The sequence below is a fragment of the Streptomyces sp. NPDC053474 genome, from assembly GCF_044544845.1.
Classification (GTDB): Bacteria; Actinomycetota; Actinomycetes; order Streptomycetales; family Streptomycetaceae; genus Streptomyces.
This window is the reverse complement of sequence record NZ_JBITXV010000024.1, coordinates 65,591-85,462: the sequence shown is the minus strand read 5'-3', so window position 1 is coordinate 85,462 and position 19,872 is coordinate 65,591. Positions and strand designations below refer to the sequence as shown.

Annotated in this window: 12 protein-coding genes; 7 read left to right on the top strand and 5 right to left on the bottom strand. The window is 73.7% G+C overall.

Going from position 1 to position 19,872, the window contains the following annotated elements:
* Positions 1–80 precede the first annotated feature (80 nt).
* The gene (locus ACIG3E_RS37985; protein ID WP_399625143.1) at positions 81–1,154 is read right to left on the bottom strand and encodes an ATP-dependent DNA ligase; all 1,074 of its coding nucleotides are present in this window, start codon (positions 1,152–1,154) and stop codon (positions 81–83) included.
* Positions 1,155–1,229: 75 nt separating this feature from the next.
* Between ACIG3E_RS37985 and ligD the strand changes: the two genes are divergently transcribed.
* Positions 1,230–2,252 carry a non-homologous end-joining DNA ligase gene (gene ligD / locus ACIG3E_RS37980; protein ID WP_399625142.1) on the top strand — a complete coding sequence of 341 codons (1,023 nt, stop codon included), beginning with the start codon at positions 1,230–1,232 and terminating at the stop codon, positions 2,250–2,252.
* 22 nt (positions 2,253–2,274) lie between these two features.
* Here the strand turns inward: ligD and ACIG3E_RS37975 are convergent, their stop codons facing one another.
* Both ACIG3E_RS37975 and ACIG3E_RS37970 read right to left on the bottom strand, forming a co-directional pair.
* On the bottom strand, positions 2,275–4,503 hold the full coding sequence (locus tag ACIG3E_RS37975; RefSeq protein ID WP_399625140.1) for an OmpL47-type beta-barrel domain-containing protein: 2,229 nt from the start codon (positions 4,501–4,503) through the stop codon (positions 2,275–2,277).
* Positions 4,500–6,956: a ThuA domain-containing protein gene (locus tag ACIG3E_RS37970; RefSeq protein ID WP_399625137.1), complete on the bottom strand. Its 2,457-nt coding sequence runs from the start codon at positions 6,954–6,956 to the stop codon at positions 4,500–4,502. The genes ACIG3E_RS37975 and ACIG3E_RS37970 overlap by 4 nt, the downstream gene beginning before the upstream one ends.
* 324 nt (positions 6,957–7,280) lie before the next feature.
* On the opposite strand from ACIG3E_RS37970, the gene ACIG3E_RS37965 reads away from it, so the two are divergent.
* On the top strand, positions 7,281–8,276 hold the full coding sequence (locus ACIG3E_RS37965) for a multicopper oxidase domain-containing protein (RefSeq protein ID WP_399625135.1): 996 nt from the start codon (positions 7,281–7,283) through the stop codon (positions 8,274–8,276).
* Positions 8,277–8,637: 361 nt separating this feature from the next.
* Here the strand turns inward: ACIG3E_RS37965 and ACIG3E_RS37960 are convergent, their stop codons facing one another.
* Positions 8,638–8,976 (bottom strand): ANTAR domain-containing protein, encoded by a 339-nt coding sequence (locus ACIG3E_RS37960; protein WP_399625133.1) that lies wholly within the window; start codon positions 8,974–8,976, stop codon positions 8,638–8,640.
* Positions 8,977–9,206: 230 nt separating this feature from the next.
* Between ACIG3E_RS37960 and ACIG3E_RS37955 the strand changes: the two genes are divergently transcribed.
* From ACIG3E_RS37955 to ACIG3E_RS37940, 4 genes are all read left to right on the top strand, one after another.
* Positions 9,207–10,283 carry a LacI family DNA-binding transcriptional regulator gene (locus ACIG3E_RS37955; protein WP_399625131.1) on the top strand — a complete coding sequence of 359 codons (1,077 nt, stop codon included), beginning with the start codon at positions 9,207–9,209 and terminating at the stop codon, positions 10,281–10,283.
* 200 nt (positions 10,284–10,483) lie between these two features.
* A complete protein-coding gene (locus ACIG3E_RS37950) occupies positions 10,484–11,245 on the top strand; it encodes an SDR family oxidoreductase (protein WP_399625129.1) in 762 nt (253 codons plus the stop codon).
* Between the two features lie 253 nt (positions 11,246–11,498).
* Positions 11,499–12,650, top strand: a complete 1,152-nt coding sequence (locus ACIG3E_RS37945) for an acyltransferase family protein (RefSeq protein ID WP_399625127.1) — start codon at positions 11,499–11,501, stop codon at positions 12,648–12,650.
* A 164-nt stretch (positions 12,651–12,814) separates the two neighbouring features.
* Complete coding sequence (locus tag ACIG3E_RS37940) at positions 12,815–13,075, top strand: WhiB family transcriptional regulator (protein WP_030668194.1); 261 nt, start codon at positions 12,815–12,817, stop codon at positions 13,073–13,075.
* Positions 13,076–13,114: 39 nt separating this feature from the next.
* On the opposite strand, the gene ACIG3E_RS37935 is transcribed toward ACIG3E_RS37940, so the two are convergent.
* Entirely contained in the window at positions 13,115–15,586 is a 2,472-nt protein-coding gene (locus ACIG3E_RS37935) for a hypothetical protein (protein WP_399625125.1), read from the bottom strand.
* 277 nt (positions 15,587–15,863) lie between these two features.
* Between ACIG3E_RS37935 and ACIG3E_RS37930 the strand changes: the two genes are divergently transcribed.
* Positions 15,864–19,286: a hypothetical protein gene (locus tag ACIG3E_RS37930; RefSeq protein WP_399625122.1), complete on the top strand. Its 3,423-nt coding sequence runs from the start codon at positions 15,864–15,866 to the stop codon at positions 19,284–19,286.
* Positions 19,287–19,872: the final 586 nt, after the last annotated feature.

Genomic DNA, 19,872 nt, shown 5'->3' with positions numbered 1-19,872 from the left:
GCTTGGCGGGAAATCGTCTGCGGGTGGCGCGGCTCCCGCTGCCGCCCGACCGTCCAGGGCCGGGCCCCGCCCCGCAGGGGCTACACCGGCGCCGAGCCCAGCACCTCCGCCAGGTCGTACCCCGCCGGTTCCTCCAGCTGGGCGTACGTGCACGACTCCGGGTCCCGGTCGGGGCGCCAGGTGCGGAACTGGGCCGTGTGGCGGAAGCGGGCCCCGTTCTCCATGTGGTCGTAGGCCACCTCGCACACCCGCTCGGGGCGCAACGGCACCCAGGTCAGGTCCTTCTTGCCCGACCACCGGTTCACCGCCCCGGGCAGCCGCGCGCTCTCGTGGGCCGCCTCGTCCGCCCAGGCCGCCCACGGATGCCCCGCGACGGAGTCCATCCGCAGCGGCGCGAGCTCCTCCATGAGCTCCTCGCGCCGCCTCATGGAGAAGGCGGCGCACACCCCGACGTGCTGGAGCGCGCCCGTGTCGTCGTACAGGCCGAGCAGGAGCGAGCCCACGACGGGCCCGCTCTTGTGCGGGCGCAGGCCCGCGACCACGCAGTCCGCCGTCCGCTCGTGCTTGATCTTGTACATGAGGCGTTCGTTCTGGCGGTACCTGAGGTCGAGGGGCTTGGCGATCACCCCGTCGAGCCCCGCCCCCTCGTACCGCTCGAACCACTCCCGCGCCACCTCCTCGTCGAGGGTCGCGGGCGCCAGGTGCACCGGCGCCGTGACGTCTTCGAGCGCCTTGGCGAGCAGCCGGCGCCGGTCGCGCAGCGGGAGGTCCCCCACGGGCTCGTCGAACAGCGCGAGCACGTCGAAGGCGACGTACGACGCCGGGGTCCGCTCGGCGAGCAGCCGCACCCGCGAGTCCGCCGGGTGGATCCGCTCGGTGAGGGCGTCGAAGTCCAGGCGTCCGCCGCGCGCGACGACGATCTCGCCGTCCAGGACGCAGCGCTGCGGCAGCCGCTCCTTGAGGGCCTCGACCAGCTCGGGGAAGTAGCGGGTCAGGGACTTCGTGCCCCGGCTGCCGATCTCCACCTCGGGGCCGTCCCGGAAGACGATCGCGCGGAAGCCGTCCCACTTGGCCTCGTACTGCATGCCCGGCGGGATCTTCGCCACGGACTTGGCGAGCATGGGCTTCACGGGGGGCATCACCGGCAGGTCCATGATCCTGATTCTGCTCCGGGGCAGGGGAAATCGCCCGATATGCGGGGTTGCGCGCGGGCGTCTAGCGTGGCTCGCATGGGTGGCGCGGGCGCGGCGGTGGAGCTGACGGCGGGAGAGCGGACGGTACGGCTCTCCAGCCCGGACCGGGTGCTGTTCCCCGAGCGCGGCTTCACCAAGCGGGACCTCGCCACGTACTTCATCGCCGTCGGCGACGGGATCCTGCGGGCCCTGCGCGACCGGCCCACCACCCTGGAGCGCTACCCCGAAGGCGTCGGCGGCGAGTCCTTCTACCAGAAGCGGGCGCCCAAGAACCTGCCCGACTGGATCCCGACCGCCACCATCACCTTCCCCAGTGGCCGCACCGCCGACGAGATCTGCCCGACCGAGGTCGCGGCCGTCGTCTGGGCCGCCCAGTACGGCACGCTCACGTTCCACCCCTGGCCGGTGCGGAGCGCCGCGCCCGACCACCCCGACGAGCTGCGCCTTGACCTCGACCCGCAGCCCGGCACCGACTACGCCGACGCCGTCCGCGCGGCCCACGAACTGCGCGCGGTGCTCGACGGGTTCGGCCTGCGCGGCTGGCCCAAGACCTCCGGCGGGCGCGGCCTGCACGTCTTCGTGCCCATCGAGCCGCGCTGGACCTTCGTCCAGGTGCGGCGGGCCGCCATCGCCTGCGGACGCGAGCTGGAGCGGCGCATGCCGGACGCCGTGACGACCGCCTGGTGGAAGGAGGAGCGCGGCGAGCGGATCTTCGTGGACTTCAACCAGACCGCCCGCGACCGCACCATCGCCTGTGCCTACTCGGTGCGCGCCCGCCCGCACGCGCCCGTCTCCGCGCCCCTGCGCTGGGAGGAGCTGGACGACGCGGTGCCCCGCGACTTCGACCTCGGCACCATGCCCGGGCGCTTCGCGGAGGTCGGCGACGTGCACCGGGACATGGACGAGCACGCCTTCTCGCTTGAGGGCCTGCTCGAACAGGCGGACCGCGACGAGCGCGACCACGGCCTGGGCGACCTGCCGTATCCGCCCGAGTACCCGAAGATGCCGGGCGAGCCGAAGCGGGTCCAGCCGAGCCGCGCGAAGCACGACGACGGCTGAACCCGCCTCGGGGGCAGGGCGCCTACAGCTCCTTGATCCGGATGTCCCGGTACGACACCACGTCGGTGACCCCGTGGACCTGGAGGCCCACGTAGCCGGACGCGAAGCGCCGCCCGTCCGTGCCCGGGTCGTCGCCGCGCGGCGGCTCGAAGACCTGGCCGCCGGTGTTGTCGAACTCGTTGATCAGGACGCCGTTGCGGTAGACCGCGTAGTGCTGGTCGACCACGCGGATCTCGTAGTCGTTCCAGGTGCCCTTGGGCGTCACGCCCGCGCCCGCGAGGCCGACCCGGTCGAAGCCGTACACCGACCCGGTCTTGTACATGTCGCCGTCGGGCCGGTCGAGGACCTGGACCTCATGGCCGTACTTGATGGCCACCCACTCCGGGCGCGACTCCTCCGGATGGTCGTACACCTGCGGGAAGCGCACGAAGACACCGGAGTTGGCGTTGCCGGAGCCGGGCGCGTCGTCCCGCCACTGGAGCTTCAGCGAGAAGTCGCCGTACTTGCGCTCGGGGAACCACAGCATGCCGAGCCCGTTCTTCGTGGTGCCCGAGGTCATCGAGCCGTCGGCGTTCAGGCCGAACGAACCGCCGCCCACCTGGCTCCACTTGGCGAAGGACTTCTGCGTGCCGTCGAAGAGGGGGCGGTAGCCCTCGGTCTGGCCGGGCTCGCCGATGCCGGACTCCTGCGCCGCCTCGTTGATCTTGTTGTACTCGCGCGGATCGATCTCGCCCGCCCGCTTCAGCCGGTCCGTGACCGTCTTGACGTGCTTCAGGAACAGCGCGTGCGACGACCAGTCCTTCTCGTCCTCGATCAGCTCGCCGATGCGGCAGCGGTTGTTGGTGACCCGGTTCGGGATGCCCGTGTCGACCGTGCCCACGAACACCGTCAACCGCTCGTCGTACTCGGGGCAGTTGGGTCCGGGGACCCCGCCGCCCTCGTCGACGGTGAACGACACCGACTTCGCGGGCGCGGTGTTGCCCGCCTTGTCGCTCGCCCGGTAGGCCACGGTGTGCCGCCCGACGCGGTCGGCCACCACGGGCCCGGCGTAGGTCACGTAGGGGCCGCCGTCGAGGGAGTACTCGACCTTGTCGACGCCCGAGCCCGCGTCCGTCGCGGTCACCGTGACCTTCGCCCGGCCGATGTAGGCGCCGTCGGAATTCTTGTCGCCCTCGACCTTTGCCGAGGTCTCGGGCGGGGTCCTGTCCTCCTGCGGCGGCGCGACCACCGTGAACTCGACCGCCTTCTCGGCGGCCACGTTCCCGGCCTTGTCGGACGCGCGGTAGCGCACCTTGTGCGCGCCGACCGCGTGCACCATGACCGGCGCGGTGTACGTCGTCCAGGCGCCGTCGCCGAGCGCGTACTCCACCTTGTTCAGGCCCGAGCCCGCGTCGGACGCCGTGACGGTGACCGTCGCCATGCCCAGGTACTGGCCCTGGCCGTTCTGCTCGCCGCTGACCGTCGCCGAGGTCTCGGGTGGCGTCTTGTCGTCGGTCGGCGGCGCCACGACCCGGAAGTCGACGGCCTTCTCGGCGGCCACGTTGCCCGCCCTGTCGGAGGCCCGGTAGCGGATCTTGTGGGTGCCGACCGTGTTCACCACCACCGGCGCGGTGTACGGCTGCCAGGCGCCGCCCGCCCCGACGGCGTACTCGACCTTGTCGACGCCCGTCCCTTCGTCGGTGGCGGTCACCGTGACCGTCGCCGAACCGACGTACGCGCCCTCGGAGTTCGTGGCTCCGTCGACCGTGGCCTTGGTCTCCGGGGCTGTCGTGTCACCGCCCCCGCCGTCGGTCACGACGAGGATGCCCTGCATCGCCCCGTGCCCGGGGATCGTGCAGTAGTAGCGGTAGCGGCCGGGCTTGAGGGTCACCTCGGCGGTCCACTTGCCGCCCTTCTCGTCGTTCGGATTGGCGAGGAGGTTCAGCGGGACGTCGTTGTTGTACTCCGGGTCCGAGACGTCGAAGGTCAGCGTGTGCGGCATGCCGGTGGTGTTGCCGGTCGCCACGCTGTTCTCGAAGACGATCGTGGCCTTGCCCGCGACCGCCGTCGTCGGCGCCGAGGTGTACTTGCTGATGTCGTTGTCCGCGGTCCAGGTCAGGGTCTGCTGCTGCGGGCCCGGTCCGTCAGGGCGTGCCGCTGCCGCCGAGGTCAGGCCGAGCACCAGGGCGAACGCCGCGAGCAGCGCCGCCCAGGCGCTCGCGGGCCGCGCCCGTCTGCGAGCGGGCCTTCTCGCCCCGCCGTCCGCTCTCATCGTCCCGCCTTCCGTGCCAGGTCACCCGCGGCCGGGGTGGCCCCGCCGCCGGTGTAGGTCACGCGCCACAGCGCGGACTTGGCGTCCGAGGTGAAGAAGCCGCGCCCGTAGTCGAGGACGTACAGCGAGCCGTCGGGGGCGAACTTCCAGTCCATGAGGTTCTTGATGCGGTCGTTGCCCACCGGAACGATCTTGCGGAGGGACTCGGCGTGCACCGGCAGACCGCCCTTGGCGACCGTCCTGGGGTCGGTGAGCACCGCGTGCCGCGGCTGGTCGCCGTCGTAGAAGTCCCCGACGAACCACTTGCCGTCCCAGTACGCGGGCCACTTGTCCGCGCTGGTGCTCGCCGGGTCGTAGCGGTAGACCGGGCCGTTCATCGTCGCCTGGCCGCCGCCCTTGAGCCACGGCAGGAGCTGCTTCTGCTCCTCCGTCTTGTAGCTCGGGACGCCGTTCGCGTCGCGCGGGTAGTCGATGCCGCCGCCCTGCGGGGAGTACCAGATGGTGTTGGGCTCGGCGGGCGGGATCTTCACCAGGCCGTTGTTGTTCGGCGACTCGTTGCGCAGGTTCTCGCAGTCGTACCAGCCCAGTGGCTTGCTCGGGTCGGGCACGTTCCGGTCGCGGTAGGGCTGGTTGTTGCCCATGCAGTACGGCCAGCCCCGGTTGGAGGCGTGGGTGATCGCGGCGAACGTGTCGTACTTCGCCGGGCCCCACGTGGTCGACGGCTGTGCCGCGTCGGGGCCGACCCAGCCCGCGTACAGCGTGTCGGTCTTCTTGTCGACGGAGATGCGGGCCGGGTTCCTGACGCCCATCACATAGATCTCGCCACGCGTCTTGCCGCCGCCCTCGTCCGGCTCCTTGCCGGTGAAGAGGTTGCCCTCGGGGAGGGTGTACGTGCCGTCCGGCTCGGGGTGGATGCGCAGGATCTTGCCGTTGAGGTTGTTGGTGTTGCCCGCCGTGCGCCGGGCGTCGGCGAAGGAGACGCCCTTGAAGTTCGGCTGCGGGTTGTTGCCGGAGTAGCCGTCGCTGGAGCCGGACGAGTTGTTGTCACCCGTCGCGATGTACAGGTTGCCCTTGGAGTCCCACGCCATCCCGCCGCCCGCGTGACAGCAACTGTGGATCTGCACGGGCCACTTGAGGAGCACCTTCTCGCTGTCCATGGCGAGCTTTCCGGACGCCTTGTCGTAGGTGAAGCGGGAGACGTAGCGCTCGCCCATGTGCGTCTCGCGGTTGATCCTGGCGTGCGGGGTGTAGTGCAGATACACCCATCCGTTGGACTCGAACCGCGGGTCGAGCTCGATGCCGAGCAGGCCCTCCTCGTTCTTGGTCAGCTCACCGCCGCCGCCCTTGTTGCCGAAGACGCTCACGGCGCCCGCGAGCGTCACCTGCTTCGTCTTCGGGTCGTAGACGTGGATCTCGCCGCGGCCCTTGCCGACGTCCGGGTTGTTCCAGTCGGTGACGACGGGCTGCGAGGAGTCGGCGCCGCCGCGGCCGATATAGAAGGCCGTGCCGTCGGGGGCGGTCACCAGGCCGTGCGGCTCGCCGATCTGGTCGTTCTGGCCCGGCTTGTTGGGCTGCGTCAGACGCTCGGCCTTGTAATTGTCGGTGATGGCCGCCTTGCAGTCGGCGCGCGCCAGACGGGTCGTCCACAGCAGGGCCCCGCGCAGATGCGCCCGGAAGTCCGTCTCGTCGTACGCGTCGGCCGTGCCGCCCATGCCGGTGTAGAAGGAGCGGCCGCCGTCGTAGTCACGGCACCAGGAGACCGGGTGGTCCCAGCCGTTCGCGCCCGCGCCCGGCTGGTACGTGCTCTCGCGCACCCGCGCCACGGTGTGGACGGCGCCCGAGGGGTTGGTCTCCCAGTTGAGCCACCTGTCGGGGCGCTTCCACTCCAGAGGCAGGTCCTTGGTGGCCGGGCTGACCCGGTCGCCGACCTCGACGGTCGCGCGCTGCACGGCCGCGGGGCTCTCGTCCTTGGGACGGGCCCCGACCAGGCCCGTGAACCAGCTGGAGTACGGCTCGGCGCGGGCCGCGTCGTGCAGGCCGAGGAAGCCGCCGCCCGCCTCCATATAGGCCTCCAGGCCCGCCTCCTGCTCGGGGTCGAGCACGTCGCCCCCGCCGGTGACGAACGCGACCGCGTTGAACGTGCCGAGCCGTCCCGCGTCGGTGAACACCGACGCGTCGTCGGTCGCCGTCACGGTGAACCGCTGGGCGGTGGGGCCCGACTGGCCGATCCTCTCGATCGCGGCGATGGCGGCGTCGACGACCGGTGACTCGTCCCCGGGGGCCGCGGATCCATAGAAGGCGAGGACCCGCACGTTCGCGCCACCGGGGGGCGCGGGCAGGGCCCGTGACATCGTTGTCTTCATCGCCTCGGCGTCGCTGGGCGGTTCGGGGAAGGGGCGCGCGGACGCGGCGGGCCCGGAGAGGACCCCGGCCGCGAGCGCTCCCGCGGCCATGGCCGCCGCCCAGGAGCGACGGGTGGCTCTGTGCCTGGATCTGCCGAACTCTCGTGCGAGTAAGGGTTGTTGGCGCGGTGTGAGCCGCATGAGAACACCGACCCCTCGTTGGTCACGACTGCGGCGACTACAACAACAGCGCGGTTGAAGCTAGCCCTCTTTCGACGGCTAGCCAAGAGCTATGACGGCACTTCACTCGAACTTTGTCCTGCCTGTGGAGAAACGGGTGCGCTGCCGCTAGCGTGTGGCCGAATCCGGTGCCTCGCGCGCCACGACCGTGCCTGATGCAGTGTCAGTTTCCGTTCCGCAGTGGGGGAGTTCGGCATGGACAGACGGAGCTTCAACCGACGGATGCTGGTGGGCGGAGCGGTCGCGGCGACCGGGGTGACATCGATGTCGGCCCTGGCGCCCGAGGCGGTACCGGCCGAGAAGCCGCCCAGGAGGGCCCCGGCGGGCGGCGAGGTGCGCCGCATCACGATGTACGCCGAGAAGCTTCCCGACGGGCAGCTGGGCTACGGCCTGGAGCGCGGCAAGGCCTCCGTGCCCGGCCCGCTGATCGAGCTCAACGAGGGCGACACGCTGCACGTCGACTTCGAGAACACCACGGACGTCGCCGTCAGCCTGCACGTCCACGGCATGGACTACGAGATCTCCAGCGACGGCACCAAGCACACCAGGTCAGACGTGGCGCCGGGCAAGAGGCGCACGTACACCTGGCGCACGCACGTGCCCGGGCGCCGCACGGACGGCACCTGGCGCCCCGGCACCGCCGGGTACTGGCACTACCACGACCACGTGGTCGGCACCGACCACGGCACCGGCGGCCTGCGCAAGGGCCTCTACGGGGCGGTGATCGTGCGCCGCGAGGGCGACGTCCTGCCCGACCGGACCTGCGTGATCGTCTTCAACGACATGATGATCAACAACAAACCCGCGCACTCGGGCCCGGACTTCGAGGCCACCGTGGGCGACCGGGTCGAGTTCGTGTCGATCACGCACGGCGAGTACTACCACACCTTCCACCTCCACGGTCACCGCTGGGCGGACAACCGCACGGGCCTGCTGACCGGGCCCGACGACCCCAGCCAGATCCTCGACGACAAGATCACCGGACCGGGGGACTCCTTCGGCTTCCAGGTGATCGCGGGAGAGGGGGTCGGCGCGGGGGCGTGGATGTACCACTGCCACGTGCAGAGCCACTCCGACATGGGGATGGTGGGGCTGTTCCTGGTGAAGAAGCCGGACGGCACGATTCCGGACTATGTGCCGCACCATGCCCGTGCGGGGGCCGAGGCGGAGTCGGGCGGGGCCCATCACTAGGTGGATTCGTTGAGATCGGCCGCTCGCTGGCCCGGGTGCCGTGGGCCGACGTCACGGGCTGGGTACGTCGGGTGCATCAGGGCTGCCCGGTGCCTTGGCGGGTTCCCCGGAAAGGGGCCTTCCTCTTCACGGGTTCTGCGCAACTCTGTGAGGGAGGACCGTTCCGCGTGGAATGGGCACCGCGTCGGGGCGGGCAGGCTGCCGCGGTGTCTGCACGCCTGCGCGGGCCCCACCTCGGGGTGCTCCCTCCCTCTGCGGCGGGGCCCGTTCCTCGATCAAGCACCGGGGGAGTACGCGGGAGGACTCCCTTGGCGGGGTGCTTGAGAGGCTCACAAGATGAGTTCCCCGCGGTGCGGCGCGGCTACCACGCCCCGCTGGACGTTCTCGCGGCGGCGGCCTTGCGCAGGGCCAGCTGGCGTTCCAGTTCGACGCGCAGGACCGCGGGCAGGTCGCCGGTCCGGGGCCAGGCCAGCACGTGCTGGGCCACGGTGCGCAGCTTGGTGTTGGTGCGCATGGAGACCTCGCGCAGGACGTCCCAGGCTTCCTCGGGTGTCATCCGTCCGACGGTGAGGACGACCCCGATGGCCTGGTCGATGACCGCGTGCGAGCGCACGGCCTGTTGGAGCTGCTCCACGCGGTCCTGGAGCTCCCGGACCTGGTCGGGGACGGGCGCGGGCGCGTGGGGAGTGGTGACAAGCACGGCGGGCCTCCGATCAGCGAGTGGGACTGCCGGGTTCTGAGGTTCTCTTGCCCTGCGCGAGCTACGTCATCCCCGCCTGCCCCGCCCAGACGCGAGCCCTGCGCTGGGGCACGGCACCGCGCGGCACCCTCGCCGAAACGGGGGACGGCGGGGGGCGTGAACCGGCCTGAGGGCCCGTTCCGGCGCGCTCCGGGCGCAGCCGCCGCGGCTATTCTGATCGGCAACCGCCGATGAGGAGTTCCGAGGTGAGCGAGGCAGGGGCGCGTCCCACCCTGGAGGCAGTGGCCGCGCGGGCCGGCGTTTCGCGCGCGACGGTGTCCCGGGTCGTGAACGGCGAGGCAGGGGTGCGGGAAGTCCTCGCCGTGAAGGTCAGACGAGCCGTGGACGAACTCGGCTACGTACCCAACCGCGCCGCCCGCAGCCTCGTCACCCGGCGCTACGACGCCGTCGCCGTGGTCATAGCCGAGCCGGAGACCCGGGTCTTCGCCGATCCGTTCTTCGCGCTCCAACTGCGGGGCATCAGCAAGGAACTGACGGCCCATGACGTCCAGCTCGTGCTGCTCCTCACCGAGGGCCGCGCCGACCACGCGCGCGTGGGCCGCTATCTGTCCGGCGGCCACGTCGACGGGGCCCTGGTCTTCTCGCTGCACCTGGACGACCCGCTGCCGGTCATCATCAACGGCGCGGGCGTGCCCACGGTGTTCGGCGGGCGCCCCGGCTGGACGGGCGGCGAGGACAGCGTGCGCTACGTCGACTGCGACAACCGCGGCGGCGCGCGCACGGCCGTGCGCCACCTCGCCGGGCTCGGCCGCACCCGCATCGCGCACATCACCGGGGCCCTCGACCAGACGTCGGCGGCCGACCGCCTCGACGGCTTCCGGGACGTGCTTCCCGCCGGGTCCGCGCGGCTCGTCGCCGAGGGCGACTTCACGCCCGCGGGCGGCGAGCGCGCCATGCGGCACCTGCTCGACCGGTGCCCGGACGTCGACGCCGTGTTCGCCGCGAACGACCTGTCGGCCGCCGGTGCGCTGCGGGTCCTGCGCGCGGCCGGGCGGCGCGTACCGGACGACGTGGCGGTCGTCGGCTTCGACGACATGCTGCCCGTGGCCGAGCAGGCCGACCCGCCCCTGACCACGGTGCGCCAGGACATCGAGGAGATGGGCCGCCTGATGGCGGCCATGCTGCTGCGCGGGCAGGACCGGTGCCCCGTCCCCGACGAGAGCCGCGCACGCCCGCGGGGCGCCGACGTCGGACACGCGGCGAGCGTCGTCCTGCCGACGGAACTGGTGCGACGGGAGTCGGCGTAGCCGCAGGGGCGCGGGCGCGGCGGATCGGCGTGATCAAGGGACGGCGGTGACGCCGGAGGGAGGGAGTCCCGCGGGTCTCGCCGAAAGATTTCCGCGCACCCGGTCACACTTCTCTCCCGCCAGGGGTCATAGCGATAGCTCCGCCGATGCGGCGGCAGCGCCCGGGAACCCCTCCCGGACCCCACGAGCGAGGAGTAGTCATGGCGGAATCGATCCTGGTCACGGGTGGTACGGGCACGCTCGGGCGGCTCGTCGTGCCGCTCCTGCGGACGGCCGGGCACGAGGTGCGGGTGCTCAGCAGGCACGCCCACGCGCCGGGTGACGGCATCACGTACGTCGCCGGTGACCTGGTCAAGGGCGAGGGCGTGGCGGAGGCCGTGGCCGGGGTCGACACCGTGCTGCACCTGGCGGGCGGCCCCAAGGGCGACGCCGAGGCGGCCGGGCACCTGGTGCGGGCGGCCCGGGCGGCGGGGGTGCGCCACCTGGTGTACATCTCGGTCATCGGGGCGGACCGGGTGCCGCTCGGGTGGTTCCGCTCGAAGCTGGCGGCCGAGCGGGCCGTGGCGGAGTCGGGCATTCCGTGGACCACGCTGCGCGCCGCCCAGTTCCACGACCTCGTGCTCACCATGGCCGAGAAGATGGCGAAGCTGCCGGTGCTCCCCGTCCCCGGCGGACTGCGCTTCCAGCCGGTCGACGCCCGGGAGGTGGCCGCGCGGCTCGCCGAGTTGACGCTCGGCGAACCGGCGGGCCTGGTGGCCGACCTGGCCGGGCCGAAGGTGTACGGCATGGGCGAGCTGAACCGCGGCTATCTGAAGGCGCGCGGCAAGCACCGCCTCCTGATGCCGGTCCGCATGCCTGGCAAGGCGGGTCGCGCCTACCGCGCGGGCGAGAACCTCACGCTCGACGGCGCGTCGGTCGGCGAGCGCACCTGGGAGGAATTCCTCGCCGAACGCGTGCGGTAGCCGGGCTCGGCCCGCGCTTGTGCCCCTCCGTACTGTCGGCGGTACACGGGTCAGGAAATCGGTGGGGCCGGTCAGCGAAAAGGCCCGGAAATCTTGCGGCGGGGATCTTCAACCGTCAGCCTCTATGGACGACTTGAGGATCTCGGGTGACCTGCTCGGCAGGGGTGCTCGCGGTTCGGCACGCGCGGGCCCGGCGGGCCCGCCACGGGCACGTGGTGCCCGCGACGGGGCAGCAGCAACCGGAGGATTTCCCATGGCCACAGACACCGTACGTCCAAAACTGTCCAGACTTCCGTCCCTGAGCGGGATGCGATTCATCGCGGCACTGCCGGTTTTCGCATTCCACGGGACCTCGGGGATGAATTTCCTGCGCGGTGACGCCGGTGAGTTCTTCACCGACCTCTTCAAGGACGCGGGCACGCCGAGCGTGAGTTTCTTCTTCGTGCTGAGCGGTTTCATCCTGACCTGGTCGGCACGGCCGCGCGACACGGTGCCGGGCTTCTGGCGGCGCCGGATGGTCAAGGTCTACCCGAACCATCTGCTCGCCTTCGCGGCCACCGTCGTGATCATGCTGCTCGCGTCCGACCCGTTCGAGGCGAAGAAGTTCTTCACCAGCCTCTTCCTCGTCCAGTCCTGGGTGCCGGAGCTGCCGGTCCTCACCGGTATGAACCCGGTGGCCTGGTCGCTGTCGTGCGAGGTCCTCTTCTATCTGAGCTTCCCGTTCCTGCTTCCGCTGGTGCGGCGCCTCTCGGTGCGCGGCCTGTGGGTGGCGGCCGGGGTGCTCGTCGCCGTCCCCTGGCTCGCGGTGCTCTTCGCCCAGCACGTCATCGACGGCACCCCGCTGGTGCCGGGCCAGCCCCTCACCCACGAGCAGCTGTGGTTCGTGTACTTCTTCCCGGTGACCCGCATGGCCGAGTTCGTCCTCGGCATCGTGGTGGCGCGCCTCGTCCTCGGCGGGTCCGTGCCGCGCGTCGGCCTTGTCCCGGCCGCGCTGTTCGCGCTCGGCGGCTACCTCCTCAACGCGCAGGTGCCGTACCTCTACAGCGTCGGCGGCACGGCGGCCTTCTGGGTCGCGCCGCTCGTCGTCGCCGGTGCGACGGCCGATGTGCGCGGGACCCGCTCGGTGATGCGCGGGCGCGTGATGGTCAAGCTCGGCGAGCTGTCGTTCGCCTTCTACCTGGTGCATGTGATGTTCCTGGTGTCGGCCCAGCGCTGGCTGGTCCAGGACATGTCGGACGGCGCCGCCTTCGCCACGTTCATCGGCTGCTTCGCGGGGAGCCTCGCCGTGGCCTACGCCCTGTTCACCTGGGTGGAATCCCCCTTGGTCCGCACGTTCGGCAGCGCTCCACGCCCGAAGCCGACCCCGGCCCCCACCACGGAACCCCTCACGGCCGCGCAGGACTAGGCGACACGCGACGCGCCCGGTGCGCGCAAAGGTGCGACGGCGCCTTGCGCGGGCCCGTACGGTGGGTCATGCCGAACGGTCGGTCGCCCCGTGCCCCGGGGGCCCGTGCGCCTCGTTGATCGAACGTTGATCGGTTGTTTCGCGCTGTCGGCCACGATCGTCACATGCACATTGACACCACGGTGACCGAAGCCGAACTGGCCTGGCAGGAGCAGGCGCTGTGCGCGCAGACCGGACCCGACTTCTTCTTCCCCGACCCCGGCAGCTCGGTGCGTGAGGCGAAGCGCATCTGCCGCCTGTGCGACATGCGCTCCGCCTGCCTCGCGTACGCGCTGGACAACGACGAGCGGTTCGGCGTCTGGGGCGGGCTCTCCGAGAAGGAACGGCAGAGCCTGCGGCGTGAGAGGGTCTCGCGCACCGCTTGAGCGCCCGGCCGCGGCCCGCCCCGCCGCGGCCGCGGCTCGTCAGCCGTACGTGACCGTGAACCGCTCCGTGCCCGCGGGCACGTGCACGTCGTCGCCCGCGACCGGCAGGGCGCGCCCGTCCGCCGTGGCCGCCCGCACCGGGCCGAACCGGCACGGATAGACGTACCGCACGCCCTCCGGCGCGTCGGTGACGTCCACGGTCACCGTGCGCTCGCCCGCGTCGTGCGCGAGCCGGTAGCCGAAGGGGGCGCCGAACAGCGTCGGCGCCGCCCCGACCGCCACCGCCGCGCCGTCCGGCACCCAGTGCGGGCGCACACCCGGCGCCACGTACACATGCGGGTCGCGGTCCTCGTCCGCCTCGAAGAAGAGGATGTCGCGGACGAGGAGCAGATACTCCGCCGCCGCCCAGCCGTGCGGGATGTCGCCCATGTACCAGTGGCGGTACGGCACCTCGCCGTAGTCGGAGGCGATGGGGAAGGCGTGCTGCTCGTTCCAGGCGCCGAGCGCCACCGCCCGGCCCTCGGCGCGCGGCGAGGCGGCGGCCACGGTCCAGCCGAGCAGCGCGTCCATCCGCGCTGGATCCCCGGCGAGCAGATACGCGTGCGCCAGCTGCGTCGTCAGATACGGCCCGTACGCGTTCCACGCCGCCTCGTGCCGGAAGCCGCCGGTGACGAAGCGCGCGTACATCGTGTCGAGCGTCCAGCGCGCCGCCCGGTCGACGTCGCCGCCCAGCTTCTCGCCCATGTGCAGCCGCAGCGGATGGAAGTACGCCGCCGCGCCGATCATCGTCGAGTCGCGCCGCCCCACGTCACCCGGCCCGGTCGGGATGTACGTCTCCCAGTCGCCGCGCCGCCGCTGCTCGGCCAGGACCCAGCGGATCGAGGCCGCCGTGGCCCGCTTCAGGTCGTCGAAGGCCGCCCAGAGTTCGGCCACCTCGGGAGTGCCGAGGCGCTCGGCGAGCCGGGCCGCCTCGTAGAGGCCCGCCAGAGCCCACAGGTCGTCCCAGTAGTGCGGCTTGTCCCGCTCGCCGAGGTGCTCCGCGCTCCAGCCGCTGTGCAGCAGGCCGTACGGGTCCCGGTTGTCGCGCAGCCAGCGCGCGGCGTCCACGACGTACGGCGCGTACAGCTTCGCGCCGAACGCGGCGTCGCGGCCGCGCGTGCGGTCGAAGCGGCCGATCGCCCACAGCGCCTGGCCGTTGCTGTCCCACTCGCGGTCGTCCTTCTCGTGCGGGCCGCCGTAGAAGCCGTACTCGGCGCACGGCCCGATCCGGCCCGTGCCGCGGTTGAACCGCAGCGGGTAGTGCGTGCCCAGCTGGTGCTCCGCGAGGGCCGTGTCGCCCACCAGCGAGCACGCCGTGGCCTCCACCGACGAGTCGCGGATCCAGAACGAGTCGTACACCGTCGGGCCGGGGTGGATCTCCCCGTGGTCGGACAGTACGAGCAGCTGCGCCCGGCACTGCCGGAACCGGTCCGCCAGGTGCGCCACGGGCTCCGGCAGCTCGGGCCGCACGCCCTGGCCGAGGAGCTTCGCCGTCCAGAACGCCCGGTTCGCCTCCTCCAGGTCCGCGGCGGGCGTCGCGCGCAGCTCCGCCAGGTCGTCCGCGCCGCTGTACAGGTCGACCGGAAGCCGCACGTCCAGAGTGAACACCTCGTCGCCCGCGACCCGGAACGGCCACGCGAACGCCGCGCTGCACAACCCCGCCACCTGGTCCTGCGCCTGGAGCGCCGCGTTGAGCTCGCCGCCGGTGACCAGGTCGTGGAAGGGGCTGCGGACCAGATACGCCCCGGGGTCGGTCGTGAAGTCCGGGTTGCCGTACACGCCGTAGTGCTCCGGCGGGGTGTCGAACACCGGGCCCCAGCCGCTGTTGGTCTCCACCCGCGCCTCGTCCGGGAGGTACCGCAGGAACGTCAGGCGCCGGTCGGTGAGCTGCTCGCCGCGCCGGTCGTGCCGCTGGAAGCCGCTCGGCCCCGCGGGCAGCACCGCCGCGCACAGCCAGCCCTCGCGGGGGCGCCCGTCCGGGCTGCGCACCGCGAGCCGGGTCACCGCCAGGTCCCGCTGCCGCGCACCGACCGCGGTGGCGAACGTCCGCTGCTCGTACGCGACGCCGTCCGCCGAGCGGAACGCCGTCACCACGACGGGCAGGTGCGGTGCCTCGACGCGCTGCTCCACCGTGCCGCCCTCGGCCAGCTGCGGAAGCCGCACGGTGCCCGCCGCCGGGTCGTACAGGAAGAAGGCCAGACAGTACTTGTCGTAGACCGGCTCGATCTCGCCCGCCTGGCCGACCAGGGACTCCTGGCGGTGGTCCTTCACCCCCACCATGTGCCAGTAGCGGTACAGGGCGTTGGAGGCGAAGGCGGCCTCCTTCGACGCGTACGTGCCCTGGTCGAAGTCGTCGCTCCAGCGCCGGAACGCGGCCTGCGCCCACCACGGCACGGGGTGGGGCACCCGTGCCCGGTCCGCCCACCCGCGCCACATGACCTCGTAGAACATCCACTCGTGTGTCTGCGCCACGCCTTTTCACCCCCAGGGGCCGACTTCTGTGCCCGAGCGCTCCGCCGGGGGCACCGCGATGGGCCCCGGGCCGTCTCTCGCCCGCGGGTCCGTCGTGGCTGGTCGCGCCCACGCGGCGGAGCCGCATATGGACACAGCCCCGCGCCCCTTCGGGGCGCTGCCGAACCGCATCGCACTTCCCAGGGCCGCCGCTCAGGGTCTGTCCGCCCAACATGGCACTGCTTCCGTGGGTCGTAAATCGGTACGTTCGGCCGGGTGCGGCGGGCAGAATCGGCGCATGGCTCGCCCTGATCCGGCCGCCGAGGCCGCCCGTCTGCTCGCCGACCTCGACCCGCTGCCCTATCCGGAACGGATGCGGCACCTGGCCCGCGTCGGGCAGGCGCGCCGTGGCGAGGTGCGGGAGTGGCTCCCGGCCCTTGAGGGCGGCGCGGCCGCGCCCGGGTCCGGCCGCCGCTGGGGCCGCGCCCGGCGGGGACGCGACAGCACGGGCCCGTTCGTGCCCGGCCGCGCCCACGAACGCGGCGTCGCGGTGCTGCTCGCCGCCATCACCGGGGACACCGCGTGGATCGCGGCCCGCCTCGCCGACCCCGACGCGTTCGTCCGCGGCCACGCCCTGCGCGCCGCCGACGCCGTGGGCGTGCCCGACACGGCCTTCGAGGCCGCGCTCGCCGACGCGCCCCAGGCCGTGCGCCGCCAACTGCTGCGCGCGCTCGCCGCCGGGCACCGCACCGCCCTCGCCGACCGGCTCGTCGACGGCGTCCGGCGGGACTGGGGCGACGCCGAGGCGGCCCGTCTCCTCCCCGGCTGCTCCGCCGACGTGGTGGTCCGCCTGCTGCCCGAAGTCCTGTACGCCGTACGCTCCTTGAGCGCCCTTGCCAAGCGGCACCACGGCGTCCTGCTCGACGTCGTCACGCGCGAGCTCGCCGCCGCGCCCGACGCCCTGCGCGACGCCTGCTGGGAGCGGTGCGGGGCGGCCGTGGCGGCGGGAGCGGCACACGATGCGCCGCGCGCGCTCGACCTCCTGGAGCGGTACGCGCCGACCCGCTTCCCCGGCCAACTCGCGGCGCACATAGGGGTGTTCGCCGCTGTCGCCCCCGACCGGGTGCTACGGCTCCTCACCGGCGAGTGGGGCGCGGCACTCCGCCGCAGCGGCCGACTGACCCGGTCCGTGCTGCGCCGCCTCGCCCGGCACGGCGGCCCCGGCCTCACCGCCTACGCCCGCTCCATCGCCGACGACTCCGCCGCCCTCACCCTGCTGCTCGCCGCGCACCCGCCCGCCGCCCGGCCCGCGCTGTACGCGGCTGCCGTCGAGGGCCGCGGGCCCGGGACCGCCACCGTCGACAGCGCCCTGTGGGACGTCCTGCCGCGCCACGCCGCCGCCGAGGCGGCCCGCCGCGTCGCCGCCCGGGCCCGCGCGGAGGGCGCCTACTGGACCACCGTGCTCGCCGCCGAGTCCCATCTGCCGTGCGCGGAGGTCCGCGAGCGCCTCGTCGCCGCGACCCGCCGCCCCGTCGCCGACGACCGCGCCGAGGCCTGGCCGTTCCTCGTCCGCAACGCGGCCCGCTCCCGCGACGCGGCCGAAGTCGCCCTCGTCGTACGGGACATGGCCGGGCGCCTCGCCAACGAACAGGACCCGGTGCGCTCCGAGGCCCTGTACGCCCTCTCCACCGTGCGGCCCGCGCTGCTCACCCCCGACGCCGTGCCGCATCTCGACCGGATCGCCGCCGACGCCGTGGCCGCGCGCGACTGCTCGTACGACACCAGGGACGCGCTCAGCTCCCTCGCGCTCGCCGTGCTGCGCGAGCACGCCGCCAACCCCCGCACCGAGCTGGTGGGTTGGGGCCTTCGCACCCTCACCCTCCTGACCGGAAGCACCGGGCGCGCCGACTTCGGGCGGCTCGACCGGGCGCTGCGGCGCGGTCAGGAACACGCGGTGTACGAGGCGCTGCGGGCCTGGATCGAGGCGGGCGCGGAGAAGGCGGACTACGGCCTGGCGTTCGCCCTCGCCCGCGCCGTCGGGCGCCGCGCGCGGGGCATGGCCGCGCTCCAGGACCTGCTGTGGCGGGCGATCCGGAGCGGCGACAACCCCACGGCGGCCACGGCGATCGGCCTGTGGCTCGATGCCGCCCCGACCTCGGCCGCGCGCGACGACCGCGTCGCGCGCGTCCTCGCCCGGGAGCCCTCGGCGGCCGCCCTCGACCCCGTGCGCACCGTGCTCACCCACCGCCGCACCGACCTGCTCGACCCGCTGCTCGGTACGCGGCCGCCGTACGGCCGCTTCCTCGTCGCGGGGTCCGCCTGGACGCTGCGCGCCGCGCCCTGGGCGGTGCGGCGCTGGACACCCCGGCAACAGCAGGCGTGGGTACGGCAGTTGGGGGCCGCCGTGGCCGACGAGGAGCTGCCGCTCGCGGAGCGCGCCGCCGCGCTCGCCCGCTGCGCGGCCGTGCCGGGCGCCGGGGCGGACCTCGCCCGGCTCTGGAGCGCGGCCGCCGACGTACGCCTCGCCGAGGCGGGCCTCGCCGCGCTCGCCCACACGGACCGGCCCGGCGACGCCGTGCCCGTGCTGCTCGCGCACGCGGGCGACGAGCGGGCGCGGGTCGCGGTGTACGCGGCGGGCCGGGCCTCCCGGTACGCGGCGCCCTCGCTCCTCGCCGGGCCGCTGCGCGAGGTCCTCACCGGGCCCGGGGCCAAGGTCACCAGCCGCAAGGAGGCCGCCCGGCTCGCGGCCACGCGCCTTCCCGCGGCGGTGGCGGCCGGGCTGCTGCGGGAGGCGTACCGGGTGCCGGGCGCCCACCCGGACGTGCGGGCCGCGTGCGTGGCGTCCTGCGGCGGGCTGCTCGGCGAGGCGCCCGTGGGGGAACTGCTCGCCGACGCCGTGCGGGGCGAGCCCGCGTCGCGGTTCGCCGTCCTGCGGATGGCGCCCCTGGACGTCGCGCCCGCGCACCGGGAGCGGTACGCGCGCCTCGTGTGCGACGTGGGCGCGGCCGACGCCTCCGAGACGGCGATCCTCGCCTTCGGCGCACTGCCCCGGTGGGCGCCGTGGTCGGCCGGGGCCGCGGAGGTGCTCGGCGCGGCCTGCGCGGATCTGGAGCGGGGCCGGGCCGTGTGGCAGGCGGCCGCGGACGGCCTGGTCGCGGCGGCGGTCACGGCCGTCGGCGGCGACGAGGCCCTGTGCCGGGCGCTCGCCTCGCTGGCCGCCGTGCCCGGGGACGCGGGGCTCGGCGCCCGGCGGCGGGTCGAGCACGTGGTCGCGCGGCTCGTGGCGCGGCAGGGGGTGGCGGGGCGGTCGGTGGCCCGGCGCGCGGGGGAACTCCTCGCCGCGTACGAGGACTTCAGGCCGCAGGCTGTGCGGTTGCTGGTGGCCGCGGTGGAGGTCGGCGGGGTGGGGGTGGGGGCTGCGCTGGAGCGGGTCGCTGAGCTGCACGAGGGGCGGCCCGTCCTTGCCGGGGCGACCGCGCGGGCCCTGGCGGAGCGCCTGGCCGGGGTGGACGCCTCCGTCGCCGGGGCTGCCCTGCTGCCCGTGGCCCGGGCCCTGGCCGCGGGCCCCGGCCCCGCCCGGCCCCTCTTCGCCGTCTCCCTCGCCCAGACCCTGGGCTCCCGCACGGGTTGGCCCCCGCCGTGGCGCGACCTCCTCACGGCTCTGCGCCGCCATGCCCTCCCCGACACCAGGGACGCGGCGCTGGCGGTGACCTTGCCGTAGCCGCGCCACGGGCCCGGCGGACCTGGGGCTGCGCCCTGGCTCCCCAGCACGGGACGGCACCTGGGGCTGCGCCCTGGCTCCCCAGCACGGGACGGCACCTGGGGCTGCGCCCCTGCCCTCCAGGCGGGGCGGCACTGGAGGCGGCCCCTGGCGCTGGGGCCCCTGCTTCAACGGTTGGTCGGCACCTGGGACTGTGCCCACCCGTCCCGCCCTGCGGGACGATTGCCCACAGCAGGGGGGGCACACGGTCCGGCCCACCCTGCCCCGGGCCAGCGCCGGGGCCACTTCCCACGGCCGGGGCGGTCCCGCCCACCGCCCGCCCGCCAGGGCACAGGCACGGCACCGCCCACGCGCCCGGGGTGGTCCCGCCCACCGCCCCCCCCGCCAGGGCACAGGCACGGCCCCACCCGCAGCGCGGAGCGTCGGGGCTGGGGCCCGCAGGGCTGGGGCGATACGGGTGGGAGGGTGGGAAGAACCCGCCGCGGTAGCGGCGGGGCCGTTCGCCCGGCGGCAGCGCGGCGCGTCGGGCCGGACGCAAGGCCGGGGCGGTACGGGTGGGTGGGCGGGGGAGAAGGCCCGGGGCGGT

What these genes read in the sequence shown, in the direction of transcription:
- ACIG3E_RS37985 (WP_399625143.1), bottom strand. Translation starts at nt 1,154, where the DNA reads ATGGACCTGCCGGTGATGCCCCCCGTGAAGCCCATGCTCGCCAAGTCC.
- ligD (WP_399625142.1), top strand. Translation starts at nt 1,230, where the DNA reads ATGGGTGGCGCGGGCGCGGCGGTGGAGCTGACGGCGGGAGAGCGGACG.
- ACIG3E_RS37975 (WP_399625140.1), bottom strand. Translation starts at nt 4,503, where the DNA reads ATGAGAGCGGACGGCGGGGCGAGAAGGCCCGCTCGCAGACGGGCGCGG.
- ACIG3E_RS37970 (WP_399625137.1), bottom strand. Translation starts at nt 6,956, where the DNA reads ATGGCCGCGGGAGCGCTCGCGGCCGGGGTCCTCTCCGGGCCCGCCGCG.
- ACIG3E_RS37965 (WP_399625135.1), top strand. Translation starts at nt 7,281, where the DNA reads ATGGACAGACGGAGCTTCAACCGACGGATGCTGGTGGGCGGAGCGGTC.
- ACIG3E_RS37955 (WP_399625131.1), top strand. Translation starts at nt 9,207, where the DNA reads ATGAGGAGTTCCGAGGTGAGCGAGGCAGGGGCGCGTCCCACCCTGGAG.
- ACIG3E_RS37950 (WP_399625129.1), top strand. Translation starts at nt 10,484, where the DNA reads ATGGCGGAATCGATCCTGGTCACGGGTGGTACGGGCACGCTCGGGCGG.
- ACIG3E_RS37945 (WP_399625127.1), top strand. Translation starts at nt 11,499, where the DNA reads ATGGCCACAGACACCGTACGTCCAAAACTGTCCAGACTTCCGTCCCTG.
- ACIG3E_RS37940 (WP_030668194.1), top strand. Translation starts at nt 12,815, where the DNA reads ATGCACATTGACACCACGGTGACCGAAGCCGAACTGGCCTGGCAGGAG.
- ACIG3E_RS37930 (WP_399625122.1), top strand. Translation starts at nt 15,864, where the DNA reads ATGGCTCGCCCTGATCCGGCCGCCGAGGCCGCCCGTCTGCTCGCCGAC.